Origin of the sequence: Peribacillus frigoritolerans (genome assembly GCF_004358755.1) — a bacterium.
GTDB lineage: Bacteria > Bacillota > Bacilli > Bacillales > Bacillaceae > Bacillus_P.
This window is the reverse complement of the sequence record NZ_SMZY01000002.1, coordinates 21,537-38,852: the sequence shown is the minus strand read 5'-3', so window position 1 is coordinate 38,852 and position 17,316 is coordinate 21,537. Positions and strand designations below refer to the sequence as shown.

Sequence of the window (17,316 nt, the reverse complement as noted above, 5' to 3'; positions counted from 1 at the left end):
GGGAGAAACAGCGATGAGCAGCAATATTGTATGGCACGAATCCTCTATTTCAAAACAAGAGAGAAGAGATAAAAATAAGCACCAGAGTTTTATACTTTGGTTTACAGGGCTGTCAGCATCCGGCAAATCTTCTGTTGCGAACGCTTTTGCACGGACTTTATTTGACCGCGGCACTCAGGCATTTGTTCTTGATGGGGATAATGTCCGCCATGGCCTGAATCAGGATCTTGGCTTTAATGAGACAGACCGCAAGGAAAATATCAGACGGATTGGAGAAGTTTCGAAACTGTTTGTTGAAAGCGGACAAATCGTCTTAACTGCTTTTATCTCTCCTTACCGTGCTGACCGCGACCTTGTAAGAGAATTGGTTGAAAAGGATGAATTCCTCGAGGTCTATATTAAATGTTCGATTGAAGAATGCGAAAAACGCGATCCTAAAGGGCTTTATAAAAAAGCGAGAAATGAAGAAATCAAACATTTTACAGGAATCAGCGCACCGTATGAAGAGCCTGCGAACCCTGAAATTGTATTGGATACAGAAAAATATTCAATAGAAGACTGTGTCAAACAATTGACGAAAACTTTAATTGAGAAGGGTTTAATTTAAAGGTTTTCTACTAAGAGCTGAATATCCAAGAAAAAATCCGCAAAAAGTTAGAATTTATTGATATATTAATCTATAAGAATATCAAATCATTAATGAAGATATCTGTCTCAAAATGAAGCGCGGGACATTTGCGTGTTAGTAAGGAGAGTCTATCCATGGGAAAGGTCTATTTAGTTGGAGCGGGACCCGGTGATCCTGAGCTGATCACGCTCAAAGCCATCAAATGCATCCAGCAGGCAGATGTTATTTTGTATGATCGCCTGGTTAATAAAGAATTGCTTTCCTATGCTAAAAAGGAAGCAGATCTCATCTATTGCGGCAAGCTTCCTGACTATCATTTAATGAAGCAGGAAACGATTCATCACTTCTTAATCCGTTATGCGAAAAGCGGCAAGATCGTGACCCGTTTAAAAGGGGGAGATCCGTTTGTATTCGGGCGCGGTGCAGAAGAAGCAGAAGCACTTGCAAAACAGAAGATTCCATTTGAAATTGTGCCTGGCATTACCTCGGGCATAGCAGCGGCTGCCTATGCAGGAATTCCTGTCACGCACAGGGACGCAAGTGCAAGCGTTGCTTTTGTAACAGGCCATCACAAAAATGATGAAAAAGAAGATGAGAAATGGGCAAGCCTGGCAAAAGGCATAGATACGTTAGCGATTTATATGGGCGTCGGCAATCTTCCATATATTCAGGAGCAGCTCTTGAAAAATGGAAAAAGCAAAGAAACGCCTGTTGCGCTGGTACACTGGGGAACAACAGATGTTCAGAAAACGGTCACAGGCACACTTGAAAATATCCTGGATGTTGTCCGTGAAGAGAATATAAAAAATCCAAGTATGATTATTATCGGAGAAGTAGTCCGCTACCGCGAAAAGATTAAATGGTTTGAAGAGAAAATGCAGACTTCATCTCCAATCAGCGAGGCGTTATAAAATGAAACAAGCTGTATTATATGTTTGCCATGGCAGCCGTGTGAAAGAAGCCTGTGATGAGGCCATTGCTTTTATCGAGAGAACGCAAAAGCATATTCATGCTGATATTCAGGAAATCTCATTTCTTGAACTGGCTGAGCCTTCTATTGAAGAAGGGTTCGCTTCCTGCATCAGGCAAGGGGCCACCCATGTTGCCGTTGTGCCATTATTATTGCTTACGGCTGTTCATGCAAAAGAGGACATTCCTCTGGAAGTGAAAAAGGCTGCAGATAATCATCCGGAAGTTGCTGTTACATATGGCCTGCCTATCGGCGTGCACCAAAAGATGGCAAAAAGCATTACGAACCGAATCTATGAACAGGGAAGACCAGATGCTGAATCGATCATCGTTCTGATTGGACGAGGCAGCTCAGACCCGGACGTAGTAAGAGATTTGACTGCCATAAGTGAACTTGTAAAGAGTGAGGCCGGTGTTAGCAATGTGGAAATCTGCTTTCTGACTGCTGCAAAACCGAGTCTTGATGAGATGCTTTCAAACCTTTCGCTTTTCAAAGAGAAAACGGTTTTCCTTGTTCCCTATTTATTATTTACCGGGCTGCTTATGAGGGAAATTCAGACAAAGGCTGAAAAGCTTGACCATGAAAAAATCAAGCTCTGCCGGTATCTGGGCTATGACTCTGAAGTTGAACAAGTATTTGCCGAGAGAGTGCAGGCCGCAATCAATAATCATGATTCAAAATACACCTTCAGATATGGAGATACATGCAATGCTGCCATTAATGGTTGATGTCCGAAATCGCCTGGTTATCGTCATCGGCGGCGGGAAAATTGCATATAGAAGACTTTCTGTATTTTTAAAGCAGGGTGCAAAAATAAAGGTGATCAGTCCGCACGTGATCGAAGAAATCAGCCTCCTCCACGCTCAATCACAAATTGAGTGGAAGCAAAAAGAAGCAGATATAGATGATTTACATGAAGCATTCATAATTGTTGCTGCAACTGACAGCAAAGAAGTGAATGCCTGGGCGGCAAGGAAGGCGGGCGAACATCAGCTTGTCAACCTTGCCGGTGAGTCAGAGCTTGGCAATGTTCAAGTTCCTTCTTTTCATCAGCGCGGAAGATTGACACTTGCTGTGTCCACCGGCGGCGCAAGTCCGACTCTCGCCAAAAATTTATCGAAGCAATTTATTGATCAGTTTGATGATGCGTTTTTTGATCTCTTAGAAGAACTCTTTAAAGAACGTGAAAAAATAAAAGCTGCCGATCTTAGTCAGGATGAAAAGAAAAGACTATTAATTCAGCTTGCAAAAAAAAGCATGGACTCATAAAGAGTCTATGCTTTTCTCAATTTAATGACCAAATCCGGATCTGGCGTCACATACACGGTCTGCTGGTTGTCATAAATGACGAAACCAGGTTTAGATCCATTCGGCTTTTTGACATTCCGTATTTTTGTGAAATCAACCGGGACAGAGCTTGATCCTTTTGCTTTACTGAAATAAGCTGCAAGATTTGCTGCCTCTAAGATCGTTTCCTCGCTTGGTTCCTGGCTTCGGATAACAACATGAGAGCCTGGTATGTCTTTTGTATGGAGCCAAATATCATCCCGTGCTGCTGTTTTGTTTGTTAAGTAATCGTTTTGCTTGTTGTTTTTTCCGACAAGAATTTCCGTTCCGTCAGTTGCCGCATATTTTTCAAGGATTATTTTTGCCGGCTTATTCTTTTTATTTCCTTTTGCTTGTTTTTTCTTTAAATAGCCGCCGTCCATCAATTCTTCTCTAATCTCTTCGATGTCCTTCGGAGAAGCGGATTCAATTTGCTGAAACACGTTTTCAAAATAGAGGATTTCATTTTCTGCAAGTCTGATTTGTTCTTCAACAAAAGCAACCGATTTTTTCGCCTTGTTGTATTTTTGGAAATATGCCTGTGCATTTTCAGACGGTGTCTTTTGCGGGTTCAAGGTAATGCTGACCATTTCTCCGTCATAATAGTTTATGACATCAGCCGTTTTATCCCCGCGTTTTATTGCATACATATTAGCTGTAATCAGCTCACCGCGAAGCTTGTATTTCTCTGCTTTTTCTGCATCCTTAAGCGTCGCTTGCAGCTTTTTGATTTTTGTTTTATTTTTCTTCAGTTCATTTTGTACAAATCGTTCAAGATCATTGCCTTGCTGCTTTACTCTGTCACGGGCTGCTTTTCCATAATAATAGCGGTCAAGCATCTCAGAAATTGAAGGGAAAACCTTGCTCGTCCCGTTTAAGTGAGTAAGCGGAACAATATAGAAATAGTCTTTATCACTTGTTTCAATCATAGATGCTGAGATTTCATTATTCTTGATCTCAGAAACAAGCTTTAAAAAGGATTCCGGCAGGCTAATCCTGCTTGCAAGGCCTGCCCTGAACAGGATTTCTTTTGCAAAAAGAGGTGAGATTCCGGCAAACTGCTGCATTAGCTGCTGATCTAATTTTCCTGAATTGAAATCAACTTTGCGCAAAATCGTTTCTTCTGTCGCTTCAAAGGGATTCAGTTTATTCTGCTCAGGAGGCAGAACATATTCCTGTCCCGGCATAATCGTGCGGTGGCGATTAACAGCAGGGGAGATGTGCTTAATGCTGTCCTGAATCATATTGCGGTCACGGTCGATTAGAATAATGTTGCTGTGTCTGCCCATTATTTCAATAATCAGGCGCTTATAAGTAACGTCGCCGATTTCATTTCTGCCTTTCACATCAATGTACAAAATCCGTTCTAATTCGATTTGTCCGATTTTTTCGATGACTCCGCCTTCGAGATGCTTTCTGAGCAGCATGCAGAACATTGGAGGTTCACTCGGATTTTCATAGCTTTCTGTTGTTAAGTGAATTCTTGCATAGCTTGGATGGGCTGACAGCAGGAGACGGTGATTGCCCCCATTTGCCCGGATGATGAAAATCAGTTCATTTTTATACGGCTGATGGATCTTTGAGATTCTTCCATTTTCCAGATCTCTTTTCAATTCTTCTGTTATCGCATATGTAAACATGCCATCAAATGACATCGCAAGCACCCTTTTCTATAGGTAAGTTGGATCAAATCTCCACATTCAAATTATTATAGCATTTTTTTGGACAGGGCTGAATAAATTGACATTATAAGAGATTGTCCAACTATTCCACGTATTGAGAGGTGTAAAAAAAATTCATGAAATGGCATGAAATTGGACCGGAAGAAGTTCTTCAGTCAATTAATACAAGCAGAGAAAACGGGTTAACGGAAAAAGATGTCCAAAAAAGAGTGAAGCATCACGGTTTCAATGAACTTAAGGAAGCTGAAAAACCTTCAGCATTTTTATTATTTTTGGAGCAGTTTAAAGATTTTATGGTGCTGGTTTTGCTGGCGGCAACACTGATTTCGGGTTTGCTTGGTGAATATATAGATGCCATTGCCATCATTGCCATTGTTTTTATTAATGGCATACTGGGTTTTTTTCAGGAGCGGCGTGCGGAAAAATCACTTGAAGCATTAAAAGAGATGTCAGCGCCTCAAGTTCAGGCACTTAGAGAAGGCGAATGGACAAGGATTCAATCGAAGGATCTTGTTCCAGGAGATATAGTGAAATTTACGAGCGGGGACAGAATCGGTGCAGATCTCCGCTTGATTGAAGCGAAAAGCCTGGAAATAGAGGAATCTGCTTTAACGGGAGAGTCACTTCCTGTATCTAAATTTACGAAGGCTCTGTCAGACGGTCATGCGGGTATTGGGGATTTAACCAATATGGCCTTCATGGGAACTTTGGTCACTCGGGGCAATGGGGTTGGAGTTGTTGTTGCAACGGGCATGAATACGGCGATGGGACAGATCGCCGACTTGCTTCAGTCTGCCGAGACGATGGAAACACCTCTTCAGAGAAGACTTGAACAGCTCGGGAAAATCTTAATTGTTGTTGCTCTTGCGTTAACTTTCTTAGTAGTGGCAGTCGGAGTTATTCAAGGACATGAGCTCTATGATATGTTCCTTGCAGGTGTTTCTCTTGCTGTAGCTGCGATTCCAGAAGGACTTCCGGCCATCGTAACAGTTGCTTTATCACTAGGGGTTCAAAGGATGATCAAGCAAAGATCGATTGTCAGAAAGCTGCCTGCTGTAGAAACACTTGGCTGTGCATCCGTCATTTGTTCAGATAAAACCGGAACGATGACACAAAACAAGATGACCGTTACGCATATATGGTCCGGCGGAAGCACTTGGCAGCTAAGCGGAATAGGTTATCAGCCGAAAGGCGAATTCTTCGCCAATGAACAAAAGGTATTAGTAAAAGACAATAAATCCCTTCAGCAAATTCTTACATTTGGCATGCTTTGCAATACTGCTAACATTTATGAGAAAGATGATGACTACATTCTGGACGGAGATCCGACAGAAGGGGCGCTTGTTGTAGCTGCGATGAAAGCAGGGCTTTCAAGAGAATCTCTTTCAAAGCAGTTTAAAATGATCGAGGAATTCCCATTTGACTCCATCCGGAAAATGATGAGCGTCATCATCGAGGATAAAAACGGGAAGCGCTTTGTCATCACTAAAGGTGCGCCTGATATTCTTCTTCAGAAATTAGACTTTGTGCTTTGGGATGAAAAACAGCACTATATATCTTCAAAATATGAAACAAAAATAAATGAAGCAATCGACAATCTGGCATCTCAGGCACTAAGGACGATTGCGGTTGCCTTTAAGCCTATCTCTGTACAAACCATTTATCATCAGCATGAAGTTGAGAAAAACTTGGTTTTCTTAGGCCTTCAGGGAATGATCGATCCGCCGCGTCCTGAAGTGAAACAAGCAGTGAAAGAATGCAGGCAGGCAGGAATAAAAACGGTGATGATCACAGGTGACCATGTCAATACGGCCAGAGCCATTGCCAAACAGCTCGATCTCCTGCCGCCAAATGGAAAAGTAATAGATGGGGCAGCTCTGTCGGCCATGCCAAATGAAGAGCTTGTGCAGATTGTCGACGATATTTATGTGTTTGCAAGGGTATCACCTGAGCATAAGCTGAAAATTGTTAAAGCGCTTCAAAGCAAAGGGCATGTCGTTGCGATGACTGGGGACGGAGTAAATGATGCGCCTGCCATAAAAGCTGCTGATATTGGCATTTCAATGGGGATAACAGGAACAGATGTGGCAAAAGAAGCATCTGCACTTGTATTAGTGGATGACAATTTTGCCACGATCAAGCTTGCTATTAAAGAAGGACGGAATATCTATGAGAACATAAGGAAATTTATCCGATATTTGCTTGCTTCTAACGTCGGGGAAATTCTGGTTATGCTTTTTGCCATGCTGCTCGCGCTTCCGCTGCCCCTTGTTCCCATCCAGATTCTGTGGGTCAACCTTGTGACAGATGGTCTGCCTGCGATGGCTCTCGGATTAGATCAGCCAGAGGGAGATTTAATGCAAAGAAAACCTCGGCATCATAAGGAAGGAGTATTTGCACGGGGGCTTGGATGGAAAGTTATTTCAAGGGGATTCCTGATAGGGATTGTGACCCTGGCTGCATTTATGATTGTTTATCACCGTGATCCGGACAACTTGATTTATGCCCAGACCATTGCGTTTGCAACATTGGTCATGGCTCAGTTGATTCATGTGTTTGACTGCAGAAGCGAAAGGTCTGTGTTTTTGAGAAATCCGTTTGAGAACCTCTACCTTGTTGGCGCGGTTATTTCATCTGTGCTGCTGATGCTTGTTGTGATCTACTATGCCCCGATGCAGCCGATCTTCCATACAGTGCCAATCATGGCAAGAGACTGGCTCTTGGTGCTTGGATTATCAGCCATTCCAACTTTTTTGCTGGCAGGATCACTTTTGACAAGAAAAAAAAGTTAAAATATGCTATAATTCGAAAGGTAATAGCTCAGTCTATTACCTTTTCTTTTGTTAGAAGCTCTTTTCGTAAATATTAAGTGTATTGTAGCGGAAGGAAAGGACAACATTTATCATGAAAAACAGCAATCTATGCGAAAACAGCCTTTTGGAACTGAATCAAAGAGCATTTCTTATGATTTGATCAAAGAATTGGATGTGAAATAGATGGTTTGCAGCATGACAGGATACGGACGTTCATCAATTGGGAATGATAAATTGACCATTACAGCCGAAATGAAATCGGTTAATCACCGTTTTTTTGAAATTAACGTAAGAATGCCTAGACAATTGATGTCCATAGAGGATAAAATCAAAAAAGTGATCTCTTCTATCATTAATAGAGGACGCGTGGAAGTATACATAACAATTGAAGGCGAATCATTGGCAGACCGGTTTATAGAAGTTGATTGGAATCTGCTTGATCAATATGTTCAGGCGGCTGCTTCGATTCAAAACCGGTATGATTTACATAATGGATTGCAGCTGACAGATCTCCTTAAGCTGGAACATGTTATTGCAGTTGGAGAACAGGCAAAAGGGAATGAAGAAATTCATTCTATGATCTTTGCGGCTGTGCAGGATGCAGCAGAAAAGCTGAAAGATATGAGAATGGCAGAAGGTGCACATCTGAAAATCGATTTGCACAAGCAGCTGGCATTTATGGAATCTTATGTATCTGATATTGAGAAATATGCACCCCAAGTCGTACTCCGCTACAAACAAAGGCTGGAAAAAAAGATGGCTGAGCTCTCCGAGGGCACAATTGATGAAAGCAGATTGGTAACAGAGGCTGCCCTTTTTGCTGACAGAGCGGATATTGCAGAAGAGATTACGAGAATCAGAAGTCATCTCTCACAATTCCGCGAAACGATGCAAAAAGAAGAATCAATTGGAAGAAAATTAGATTTTCTTGTTCAGGAGCTGAATAGAGAAGCGAATACGATCGGTTCTAAGGCAAATGACAAAGAGATATCCAAATGTTCAGTAGAACTGAAAAGCGTCATAGAAAGATTAAAAGAGCAAGTTCAAAATATTGAATAATTAGCAGTTAAATCGTTTATAATGGGCCATTTAGGGCAAAAATAGTTTTGTCGTTTACTAGGGGGAGCGAACAGATGAGTATTAAGTTAATTAATATCGGCTTTGGCAATATCGTCTCAGCCAATCGCATTATTTCCATTGTAAGTCCAGAATCAGCTCCGATTAAAAGGATCATTCAAGACGCCCGTGACCGCGCCATGCTTATTGATGCAACCTATGGCCGCAGAACGAGAGCGGTCGTGATTATGGACAGTGATCATATTATACTATCTGCGGTTCAGCCAGAAACGGTTGCCCACAGGCTTTCAAATAAAGACGAGTTAACAGATGAAGGGTAGGGAAAGTTCTGGATATGAAAGAAAGAGGATTACTCATCGTGCTTTCGGGTCCTTCTGGTGTTGGTAAAGGTACTGTACGAAAAGCTATCTTTTCACAGAATGATACAGATTTTCAATATTCGATCAGCATGACGACACGCAAACCGCGTGAAGGCGAAGTTGACGGAGTTGATTATTTCTTTAAATCAAAAGAAGAATTCGAACAATTAATTAAAGAAGAGCGTTTATTGGAATGGGCGGAATTCGTTGGAAATTACTACGGAACGCCGATTGACTATGTGGAGAAAACGTTAAGCGAAGGAAGAGATGTTTTCCTTGAAATTGAAGTTCAGGGAGCATTGCAGGTGCGAAAGGCATTTCCGGAAGGGTTATTCATCTTCCTTATGCCGCCAAGCTTAAGCGAGCTTAAAAACCGCATCGTCACCCGCGGAACAGAAACACAGGATATCATCAATAATCGCATGAAGGTTGCCAAAGAAGAAATTGAAATGATGGATGCTTACGATTACGTCGTTGAAAATGATCATGTGGATCTTGCCTGCGGACGTATTCGTGCGATTGTCACAGCTGAACATTGCAGACGTGACCGCATTGCACTTCGTTATAAGAAAATGCTGGAGGTTGAATAAATAATATGTTATATCCATCTATTGATAAACTCATGAATAAGCTTGATTCTAAATATACACTCGTAACAGTAGCGGCAAGACGCGCACGTGAAATGCAGGAAAATCACGATCAGCAAATCGTGAAGCCTGTCTCTTATAAATATGTCGGCAAAGCACTTGAAGAAATTAATTCAGGCTTGCTGGATTATGAAAAACAAGACTAATTAAATGGCACTTTAAAATAACAACCTGTAACAACATGGGTTGTTATTTTTTCATTCTTGATAATTCACAGCTATAATAGTAGCTATTATGACTTTGGTGGGGGAATGTGAAATGAAGGGGAAGAAAATCCTGCTTTGTGTAAGCGGAGGAATTGCCGTCTATAAAGCAGCAGCTTTAACAAGCAAAATCATTCAGGCTGGAGCTGAAATAAAAGTAATCATGACAAGGTCAGCCCGCGAATTTGTTAACCCGCTGACCTTTCAGGCTTTATCAAGAAATGAGGTTTATTTTGATACATTTGACGAGAAAAAACCTGCCGTAATCTCACACATTGATCTTGCGGATTGGGCAGATCTTGTTGTTGTCGCACCTGCCACTGCAAATACGATCGGTAAATTAGCAAATGGTATTGCAGACGATATGCTGACAACGACATTGCTTGCGACAACTGCACCGGTCTGGATTGCTCCAGCAATGAATGTTCATATGTATGACAATCCCGCTGTTCAGAAAAACATTCTGACGTTATCCCAGTATGGGCATCAATATATTGAGCCAAGTGAAGGCTATTTAGCCTGCGGATATGTCGGAAAAGGAAGACTTGAAGAACCTGAGAAAATTGTCTCTTTAATAGATGGTTTTTTTTCTGATAAGGACATGTTGCCTTTAAAAGGCAAAAACGTGATGATTACTGCGGGCCCGACCCGTGAAAAAGTAGACCCAGTCCGTTATTTTACCAATCATTCCTCAGGGAAAATGGGTTATGCCATTGCAGAGGCTGCATATCAAATGGGTGCGGAAGTTACGTTGATCTCAGGCCCGGTTTCGATTGTTCCTCATCCAGGAGTGACGGTTGTGAAGGTTGAATCAGCAGAAGAAATGCATCATGAAGTATTGAAACGCTTCAGTGTAATGGATATTGTCATTAAATCTGCGGCGGTTGCCGATTACCGGCCGCGCATCGTCTCCGATCAGAAAATGAAAAAACAGGACGGTTCTTTAACGATTGAAATGGAACGTACAAAAGATATTTTAAAAGATCTGGGAGAGCGAAAAGAAAACCAGATTCTCGTAGGATTCGCAGCCGAAACGGAAAATGTGGAGGAATATGCGTTAAGAAAACTCCAGAAAAAAAATCTGGATATGATAGTGGCGAACAATGTGACGCTGGCCGGAGCCGGTTTCGGCACGGATACAAACATTGTGACTATGTACAAAAAGAGCGGTGAAAAAATCGAGCTTCCTGTGCTGTCTAAGCAAGAGGTAGCAAAGCAAATACTAGGAGAAATCAGCCGTCTTGATAAAGGAGTATAAATCATGAGGTTCGCAAGCGTAATCGTTGATGTGAAAGCAATGCAGACAGACAGAGCATTTGATTATCTCATTCCTGATAAATGGACAGGTTTTATTAAAGCCGGAATGCGTGTGATCGTGCCGTTTGGCCCCCGCAAAGTTCAGGGGTTTGTGATTGGCCTTAAAAATGAAAGTGAATTTGACAGGGTAAAGCCAATCGCTGAAGTGATGGATATTACGCCTGCATTAACAAAGGAACTGCTCGATATCGGCCATTGGCTTACTCAAACAACATTATGCTTCAAGATTTCTGCTTTCCAGGCTATGCTGCCGGCTGCGATGAAAGCGAAATATGAGAAGGAAATCGTCCTTGTTTCTGATGAACACAGACCGAAGCTTCACCCGAAAGTCCTTCCATTTTTTCAAAGCAGAAGAAGCATTTTTTGGAAAGATATCGAAAAAAGCGATTCTGTAAAAGAATTTCAGCTGGAAATCGAACGGGGCGCCCTTGAAGTGATTTACCAGGTAAAACAAAAAAACAAAAAAAAGACTCAAAAGTACATCACTGCAAATGCTGAAACAGCTGAATTAAAGAAGGAATCAGAGTTATGTACTGCGCAGGCAGCAAAACAAAAGCTTGTGCTCGATTATTTTATTGAAAATAGCAGTCTATCTGTTCCGCTTCAGGAACTTCTTTTACAGCTGAACATCACAGACTCTCCTGTAAAAACGCTTATTAAAAAGAAACTGTTAAGGGAAGAGAATATAGAGGTTTATCGTGATCCGTACGAGGACCGCATATTTAAAAAGACAGAGCCTCTTGCTCTGACTGCTGAGCAGCAGACTGCCATTTCTCCAATCCTGAACTCGGTTGAACAAAACCGGCATGATGTCTTTTTAATGTATGGTGTAACAGGCAGCGGGAAAACAGAGGTTTACCTGCAGTCAATCGAGTCTGTCCTTAATCAGGGGAAAGAAGCAATTGTTCTTGTTCCAGAAATTTCGCTTACTCCGCAAATGGTTAATCGCTTTAAAGGAAGATTCGGTTCACTTGTGGCAGTGCTGCACAGCGGTCTTTCAGTCGGAGAAAAGTACGATGAATGGAGAAAAATTCATCGCGGTGAGGTAAAGCTTGTCGTTGGAGCAAGATCTGCCGTATTTGCTCCATTCACGAATCTTGGAATGATTATTATTGATGAGGAACATGAAGGAAGCTATAAGCAAGAAGAGAATCCCCGCTATCATGCGCGGGATGTCGCCGTTTACCGTGCAAAATTTCATCAATGTCCAGTTGTTTTGGGAAGTGCAACTCCTTCACTAGAATCGTTTGCAAGAGCAGGAAAAGGGGTTTATCAGCTGCTTTCCTTAAAAGAGCGTGTGAATCAGCGGCCGCTTCCCCAAGTTGAAGTGATTGATATGAGAGATGAATTAAGAAGCGGGAACAGAACGATGTTTTCATCATCGCTCCTTGAAAAGCTTCAGGACCGAACCCAGAAAGGGGAGCAATCCGTCTTATTTTTAAATAAACGGGGATATTCTTCTTTTGTCATGTGCAGAGATTGCGGCTGTGTGACCGGCTGTCCGCATTGTGATATTTCCTTAACCTATCATAAACATGGTTCTCAATTAAAATGCCATTATTGCGGGCATGAGGAGTCAATGCCAAAGGTTTGTCCTGAATGCAGCAGCGAACATATCCGTTTCTTTGGAACGGGGACCCAGCGGGTAGAAGAAGAGCTTGCAAAAGTACTGCCGGAAGCAAGAATTATCCGCATGGATGTTGATACGACCGGAAGGAAAGGGTCTCATGAAAAATTACTCACACAGTTTGGCAATAAAGAGGCAGATATCCTTTTAGGCACGCAAATGATTGCAAAAGGCCTGGATTTTCCGGATGTAACCCTTGTAGGGGTTTTAACCGCAGATACGATGCTGCATCTGCCGGATTTCCGCTCATCTGAAAAAACGTTTCAGCTGCTGACACAAGTAAGCGGCAGAGCGGGCAGACATGAACTGCCGGGCGAGGTTGTGATTCAGTCCTATTCACCTGAGCATTACAGCATTCAGCTAGCAAGCCATCATGATTATGATTCTTTTTATCAGCAGGAAATGCTGTCAAGAAAGCAGCATGCCTATCCTCCTTTTTATTATCTTGCTTTAGTCACGGTGTCTCATCCCGATCTCCTGAAGGCTGTTTCCGTCACAGAAAAAATAGCTAAGCACCTGAATCAAAGACTTTCAGATACTGTGCAGATCCTTGGACCCGTAGCATCACCCATTCCCAGGATAAACGATAGATATCGCTATCAATGCATGATAAAATACAAGCGGGAAGAAAATCTGCACGCATCGCTTAAAATGATTATCGAGCGCTATCAGCAGGATATGAATAAAAATCAATTATCCATCAGCATCGATTTAAATCCTAATACAATGATGTAGGGTTTAGATGCAGCATATGCGTCTAAACTAAATAAAATAAAGATAAATCTGGAGGATGTTTCATTGGCTATAAAACCAATTGTAGTGCACCCGGCAGAAGTGCTGGAGCAAGAATGCGAACCTGTCACCGTCTTTGACAGAAAGCTTTCAAAGTTATTAAAAGACATGTATGATACAATGATTGAACTTGACGGGGTGGGTCTTGCTGCTCCTCAAGTGGGAATACCTATTCAAGCAGCTGTAGTTGACATTGATGACCATCATGGAACAATCGAACTGATTAATCCAGTTATTATAGAGAAGAGCGGCTCTCAGACAGGACCAGAAGGCTGCTTAAGCTTCCCGGGTTTATATGGGGAAGTAGAACGCAGCGATTTTGTTAAAGTAAGAGCTCAAAATCGAAAAGGCAAACCATTTGTCATTGAAGCAAATGGTTTTTTAGCTAGAGCAATACAGCATGAAATTGATCACCTGCAAGGAATTTTGTTTACGTCAAAAGTGAAAAAATATCTTAAAGAAGAAGAGCTAGAAGAATCGGAAGGATGATTGGCATGACTAGAATCGTTTTTATGGGAACGCCTGATTTTTCAGTTCCTGTTTTAAAAAGACTCGTGGCAGAAGGCTATGAAGTTGTTGGAGTAGTTACTCAGCCTGACCGTCCTAAAGGGCGCAAAAAAACACTGACACCTCCTCCAGTAAAAGTAGAAGCGGAAAAACAGAAGATTCCTGTGCTTCAGCCGGAAAAAATCAGAGATAAAAAAGAGCTTGAACAAGTGCTTGCTCTCAAACCGGATCTGGTCGTAACAGCTGCATTCGGTCAAATTCTGCCGAATGAATTATTAGAAGCGCCCAAGTTCGGCTGCATAAATGTTCATGCATCATTGCTTCCTGAGCTAAGAGGCGGAGCTCCTATTCATTATTCTATCCTTCAGGGCAAAAAGAAAACGGGCATCACGATCATGTACATGGTTGAAAAACTTGATGCCGGTGATATCCTGACTCAGGCAGAAGTGACAATTGAAGAGCGAGATCATGTAGGGACTCTTCATGATAAACTGAGTGCTGCCGGAGCTGATCTATTGGCAGAAACGCTGCCCATGCTGCTTGAAGGAATGCTGACTCCGCGCAAGCAGGATAATGAAAAAGCAACATTCGCATCAAACATCAAGCGCGAACAAGAGAAGATTGACTGGACGAAAAGCGGCCAGGAAATCTATGATCATATCCGCGGTCTGCATCCATGGCCAGTTGCCTACACCCACATGAATGATCAAGTTGTAAAGATTTGGTGGGGTGAAAAAATGCCAAATAAAAATACAGCAGCACCTGGTACAATCATTGGAATCGATTCTGATGGCTTTGTTGTGGCTACTGGTGACAGCACGGCAATCAAAATTACAGAGCTCCAGCCATCCGGAAAGAAAAAGATGAGCGGAGAAGATTTTCTGAGAGGCACGCAAATGCAGGCAGGAGAAAAGTTGGGAGAGCAAAATGAAGAAAACAAATAATGTCCGCGAGGTTGCTTTGGAAACACTGCTGACAATTGAAAAAAATCAGGCATACAGCCATCTTCTTTTAAATTCTATGATCAAGAAGAATAATGTGAAAGAAATCGATATTCCTCTGCTGACTGAAATGGTTTATGGAACTCTTCAGCGCAAAGATACGATTGATTTTTACCTCGCGCCGTTCTTGAAGAATGCCAAAAAGACAGAACAGTGGGTCATGAATCTGCTGCGCCTTTCAGTTTATCAAATGGTTTATCTGGACCGGGTGCCTGAGAGGGCCGTATTATTTGAAGCGGTGGAAATTGCCAAGTCAAGGGGGCATAAAGGGATTGCCTCTTTTGTAAATGGTATTTTAAGGTCGCTTCAGCGTGAAGGTGTGCCGGCCTTTGATTCCATTAAAGATGATGCAAAACGGATTGCAGTAGAAACAAGTCATCCGCTCTGGCTTGTTCAGCGCTGGATCGCCCAGCTTGGAATTTGCGAAACAAGAAAAATGTGCGAGGCAAATATCACACCGCCAAGTGTCACAGCACGGGTGAATCAAATGAAACAATCACCTGAGGAATTGATGGACATACTTGAGCGAAAAGGGATTCAAACTGAAAAAGGCGACCTGACAGAAGATGCCATTAAAAGCCTGAAGGGAAATCTTACTCAAACAGAAGAATTTAAAAAGGGCTGCTTTACAATCCAGGACGAAAGCTCAATGCTTGTAGCAAGAACGCTTGGATTGCAAAAAGGCGACAGTGTGCTTGACGCATGCGCTGCACCAGGCGGTAAATCAACGCATATTGCTGAAATCCTCGAAAACACGGGATCCGTTCATTCACTTGATTTGCATGAGCATAAGGTGAAATTAATTAAAGAGCAGGCAGAACGTCTTCACCTGAGCAATATTAAGACAGAAGCGCTCGACAGCAGAAAGGCTCATACCCGATTTGAAAACGGCCAGTTTGATAAAATTTTAGTTGATGCACCTTGTTCAGGATTTGGCGTCATCCGCCGAAAACCGGATATAAAATATTCAAAAACAGAAGAGGATGTTGGGCGTCTTTCCGAAATACAGCTGGCAATTCTTTCTTCAGTCGCGCCTTTATTGAAAAAAGATGGTACACTAATCTATAGCACATGTACAATTGATCATGAAGAAAATGGACAAGTCGTACAGGCATTTTTAGAAAAACACAGTGATTATGAGCTCGATCGTTCATTAATTGACCGCTTGCCGCAGCCTGCAAAACCATTTGCTGCTGATGGCCAGCTTCAAATACTGCCGCATTATTTCGGCACGGACGGATTTTATATAGCAAGCTTAAGAAAGAAGGTGTAAAAATGGAAGAAGTAAAACGTACAAAAAAAACAGTCATCAAAGATCAAGTAAAACCTTCCATTTATTCTCTTGAACTCGGAGAATTGCAAGATTGGTTAACAGAGAAAGGCGAGAAGCCGTTCAGAGCTGCTCAAATTTTTGACTGGCTTTATATTAAAAGAGCATCCTCTTTTGAGGAAATGTCAAATTTGCCTAAAGCACTGAGAAGCAAGCTTGATGAGAACTTTGTTTTAACAACACTTAAAACGATCATTCAGCAAACTTCAAATGACGGCACAATGAAGTTTTTATTTGAACTTCATGACGGTTATTCGATTGAAACCGTACTGATGCGCCATGAATATGGAAATTCGGTTTGTGTAACAACACAAGTCGGATGCCGGATTGGCTGTACGTTCTGTGCATCAACACTTGGCGGATTAAAACGCAATTTAGAAGCAGGAGAAATCGTTGCTCAAGTCGTAAAAGTACAGAAGGCACTTGATGAGCTTGGAGAACGCGTGAGTCATGTGGTCATCATGGGCATCGGCGAACCATTTGACAATTATGATGAAATGATGGGATTCCTTAAAATCATTAATCATGACGATGGATTAAATATTGGAGCCCGCCATATTACCGTTTCAACGAGCGGGATCATTCCAAAAATCTATAAATTTGCAGATGAACATCTGCAAATTAACTTTGCCGTTTCTCTGCATGCTCCAAATACGGAGCTTAGAAGCCGTTTAATGCCAATCAACAAGGCATACAAGCTTCCTGAACTGATGGAAGCCATTGAGTATTATGTGAATAAAACAGGCCGCCGCGTGAGTTTTGAATATGGTTTATTTGGCGGAGTAAATGATCAGGTAGAGCACGCTGAAGAGCTCGCGAAGCTTATTAAGCATCTCAAATGTCATGTGAACTTAATTCCGGTCAACTATGTGCCTGAACGAGACTATGTCAGAACGCCAAGAGAACAGATTGATCTGTTTGAGAAGACATTGAAAAAGCGCGGCATAAACGTAACGACCAGACGTGAGCAGGGACACGACATTGATGCAGCATGCGGTCAGCTTAGAGCGAAGGAGCGCAAAGAAGAGACGAGGTGA

Annotated in this window: 16 protein-coding genes; 15 read left to right on the top strand and 1 reads right to left on the bottom strand. The window is 42.1% G+C overall.

Annotated features, from left to right (window positions below; translation table 11 throughout):
* Nucleotides 1–13: 13 nt before the first annotated feature.
* The 4 genes from cysC to E2R53_RS07685 all read left to right on the top strand — a co-directional run bounded on the left by cysC (nucleotide 14) and on the right by E2R53_RS07685 (nucleotide 2,867).
* Nucleotides 14–607 carry an adenylyl-sulfate kinase gene (cysC, locus tag E2R53_RS07700; RefSeq protein ID WP_133311228.1) on the top strand — a complete coding sequence of 198 codons (594 nt, stop codon included), beginning with the start codon at nucleotides 14–16 and terminating at the stop codon, nucleotides 605–607.
* A 155-nt stretch (nucleotides 608–762) separates the two neighbouring features.
* A complete protein-coding gene (cobA, locus tag E2R53_RS07695) occupies nucleotides 763–1,539 on the top strand; it encodes a uroporphyrinogen-III C-methyltransferase (RefSeq protein ID WP_133311227.1) in 777 nt (258 codons plus the stop codon).
* 1 nt (nucleotide 1,540) lies between these two features.
* Nucleotides 1,541–2,326, top strand: a complete 786-nt coding sequence (locus E2R53_RS07690; protein WP_133311226.1) for a sirohydrochlorin chelatase — start codon at nucleotides 1,541–1,543, stop codon at nucleotides 2,324–2,326.
* Complete coding sequence (locus tag E2R53_RS07685; protein WP_165970925.1) at nucleotides 2,307–2,867, top strand: precorrin-2 dehydrogenase/sirohydrochlorin ferrochelatase family protein; 561 nt, start codon at nucleotides 2,307–2,309, stop codon at nucleotides 2,865–2,867. The genes E2R53_RS07690 and E2R53_RS07685 overlap by 20 nt, the downstream gene beginning before the upstream one ends.
* Nucleotides 2,868–2,872: 5 nt before the next feature.
* Here E2R53_RS07685 and E2R53_RS07680 read toward each other — a convergent pair whose 3' ends face one another.
* Nucleotides 2,873–4,579, bottom strand: a complete 1,707-nt coding sequence (locus tag E2R53_RS07680) for an Rqc2 family fibronectin-binding protein (RefSeq protein WP_206197368.1) — start codon at nucleotides 4,577–4,579, stop codon at nucleotides 2,873–2,875.
* A gap of 143 nt (nucleotides 4,580–4,722) precedes the next feature.
* On the opposite strand from E2R53_RS07680, the gene E2R53_RS07675 reads away from it, so the two are divergent.
* The 11 genes from E2R53_RS07675 to rlmN all read left to right on the top strand — a co-directional run bounded on the left by E2R53_RS07675 (nucleotide 4,723) and on the right by rlmN (nucleotide 17,316).
* Nucleotides 4,723–7,398 carry a calcium-translocating P-type ATPase, SERCA-type gene (locus tag E2R53_RS07675; protein ID WP_133311223.1) on the top strand — a complete coding sequence of 892 codons (2,676 nt, stop codon included), beginning with the start codon at nucleotides 4,723–4,725 and terminating at the stop codon, nucleotides 7,396–7,398.
* Between the two features lie 204 nt (nucleotides 7,399–7,602).
* A complete protein-coding gene (locus E2R53_RS07670; RefSeq protein ID WP_133311222.1) occupies nucleotides 7,603–8,478 on the top strand; it encodes a YicC/YloC family endoribonuclease in 876 nt (291 codons plus the stop codon).
* Nucleotides 8,479–8,552: 74 nt separating this feature from the next.
* Nucleotides 8,553–8,816: an extracellular matrix/biofilm regulator RemA gene (gene remA / locus E2R53_RS07665; RefSeq protein WP_029281439.1), complete on the top strand. Its 264-nt coding sequence runs from the start codon at nucleotides 8,553–8,555 to the stop codon at nucleotides 8,814–8,816.
* 14 nt (nucleotides 8,817–8,830) lie between these two features.
* Nucleotides 8,831–9,445 carry a guanylate kinase gene (gene gmk / locus E2R53_RS07660; protein ID WP_133311221.1) on the top strand — a complete coding sequence of 205 codons (615 nt, stop codon included), beginning with the start codon at nucleotides 8,831–8,833 and terminating at the stop codon, nucleotides 9,443–9,445.
* Between the two features lie 5 nt (nucleotides 9,446–9,450).
* Nucleotides 9,451–9,648, top strand: coding sequence for a DNA-directed RNA polymerase subunit omega (gene rpoZ, locus E2R53_RS07655; protein ID WP_101565193.1), 198 nt, complete (start codon nucleotides 9,451–9,453; stop codon nucleotides 9,646–9,648).
* 112 nt (nucleotides 9,649–9,760) lie between these two features.
* Nucleotides 9,761–10,963, top strand: a complete 1,203-nt coding sequence (gene coaBC / locus E2R53_RS07650) for a bifunctional phosphopantothenoylcysteine decarboxylase/phosphopantothenate--cysteine ligase CoaBC (RefSeq protein ID WP_133311220.1) — start codon at nucleotides 9,761–9,763, stop codon at nucleotides 10,961–10,963.
* 3 nt (nucleotides 10,964–10,966) lie between these two features.
* The gene (priA, locus tag E2R53_RS07645; RefSeq protein WP_133311219.1) at nucleotides 10,967–13,384 is read left to right on the top strand and encodes a primosomal protein N'; all 2,418 of its coding nucleotides are present in this window, start codon (nucleotides 10,967–10,969) and stop codon (nucleotides 13,382–13,384) included.
* Nucleotides 13,385–13,447: 63 nt separating this feature from the next.
* Nucleotides 13,448–13,930, top strand: a complete 483-nt coding sequence (gene def, locus E2R53_RS07640; protein WP_133311218.1) for a peptide deformylase — start codon at nucleotides 13,448–13,450, stop codon at nucleotides 13,928–13,930.
* Between the two features lie 5 nt (nucleotides 13,931–13,935).
* The gene (gene fmt / locus E2R53_RS07635; protein ID WP_133311217.1) at nucleotides 13,936–14,892 is read left to right on the top strand and encodes a methionyl-tRNA formyltransferase; all 957 of its coding nucleotides are present in this window, start codon (nucleotides 13,936–13,938) and stop codon (nucleotides 14,890–14,892) included.
* Nucleotides 14,876–16,222 carry a 16S rRNA (cytosine(967)-C(5))-methyltransferase RsmB gene (rsmB, locus tag E2R53_RS07630; RefSeq protein ID WP_133311216.1) on the top strand — a complete coding sequence of 449 codons (1,347 nt, stop codon included), beginning with the start codon at nucleotides 14,876–14,878 and terminating at the stop codon, nucleotides 16,220–16,222. Before fmt ends, rsmB begins: the two co-directional genes overlap by 17 nt.
* A gap of 2 nt (nucleotides 16,223–16,224) precedes the next feature.
* Nucleotides 16,225–17,316: a 23S rRNA (adenine(2503)-C(2))-methyltransferase RlmN gene (gene rlmN / locus E2R53_RS07625; protein WP_070879129.1), complete on the top strand. Its 1,092-nt coding sequence runs from the start codon at nucleotides 16,225–16,227 to the stop codon at nucleotides 17,314–17,316.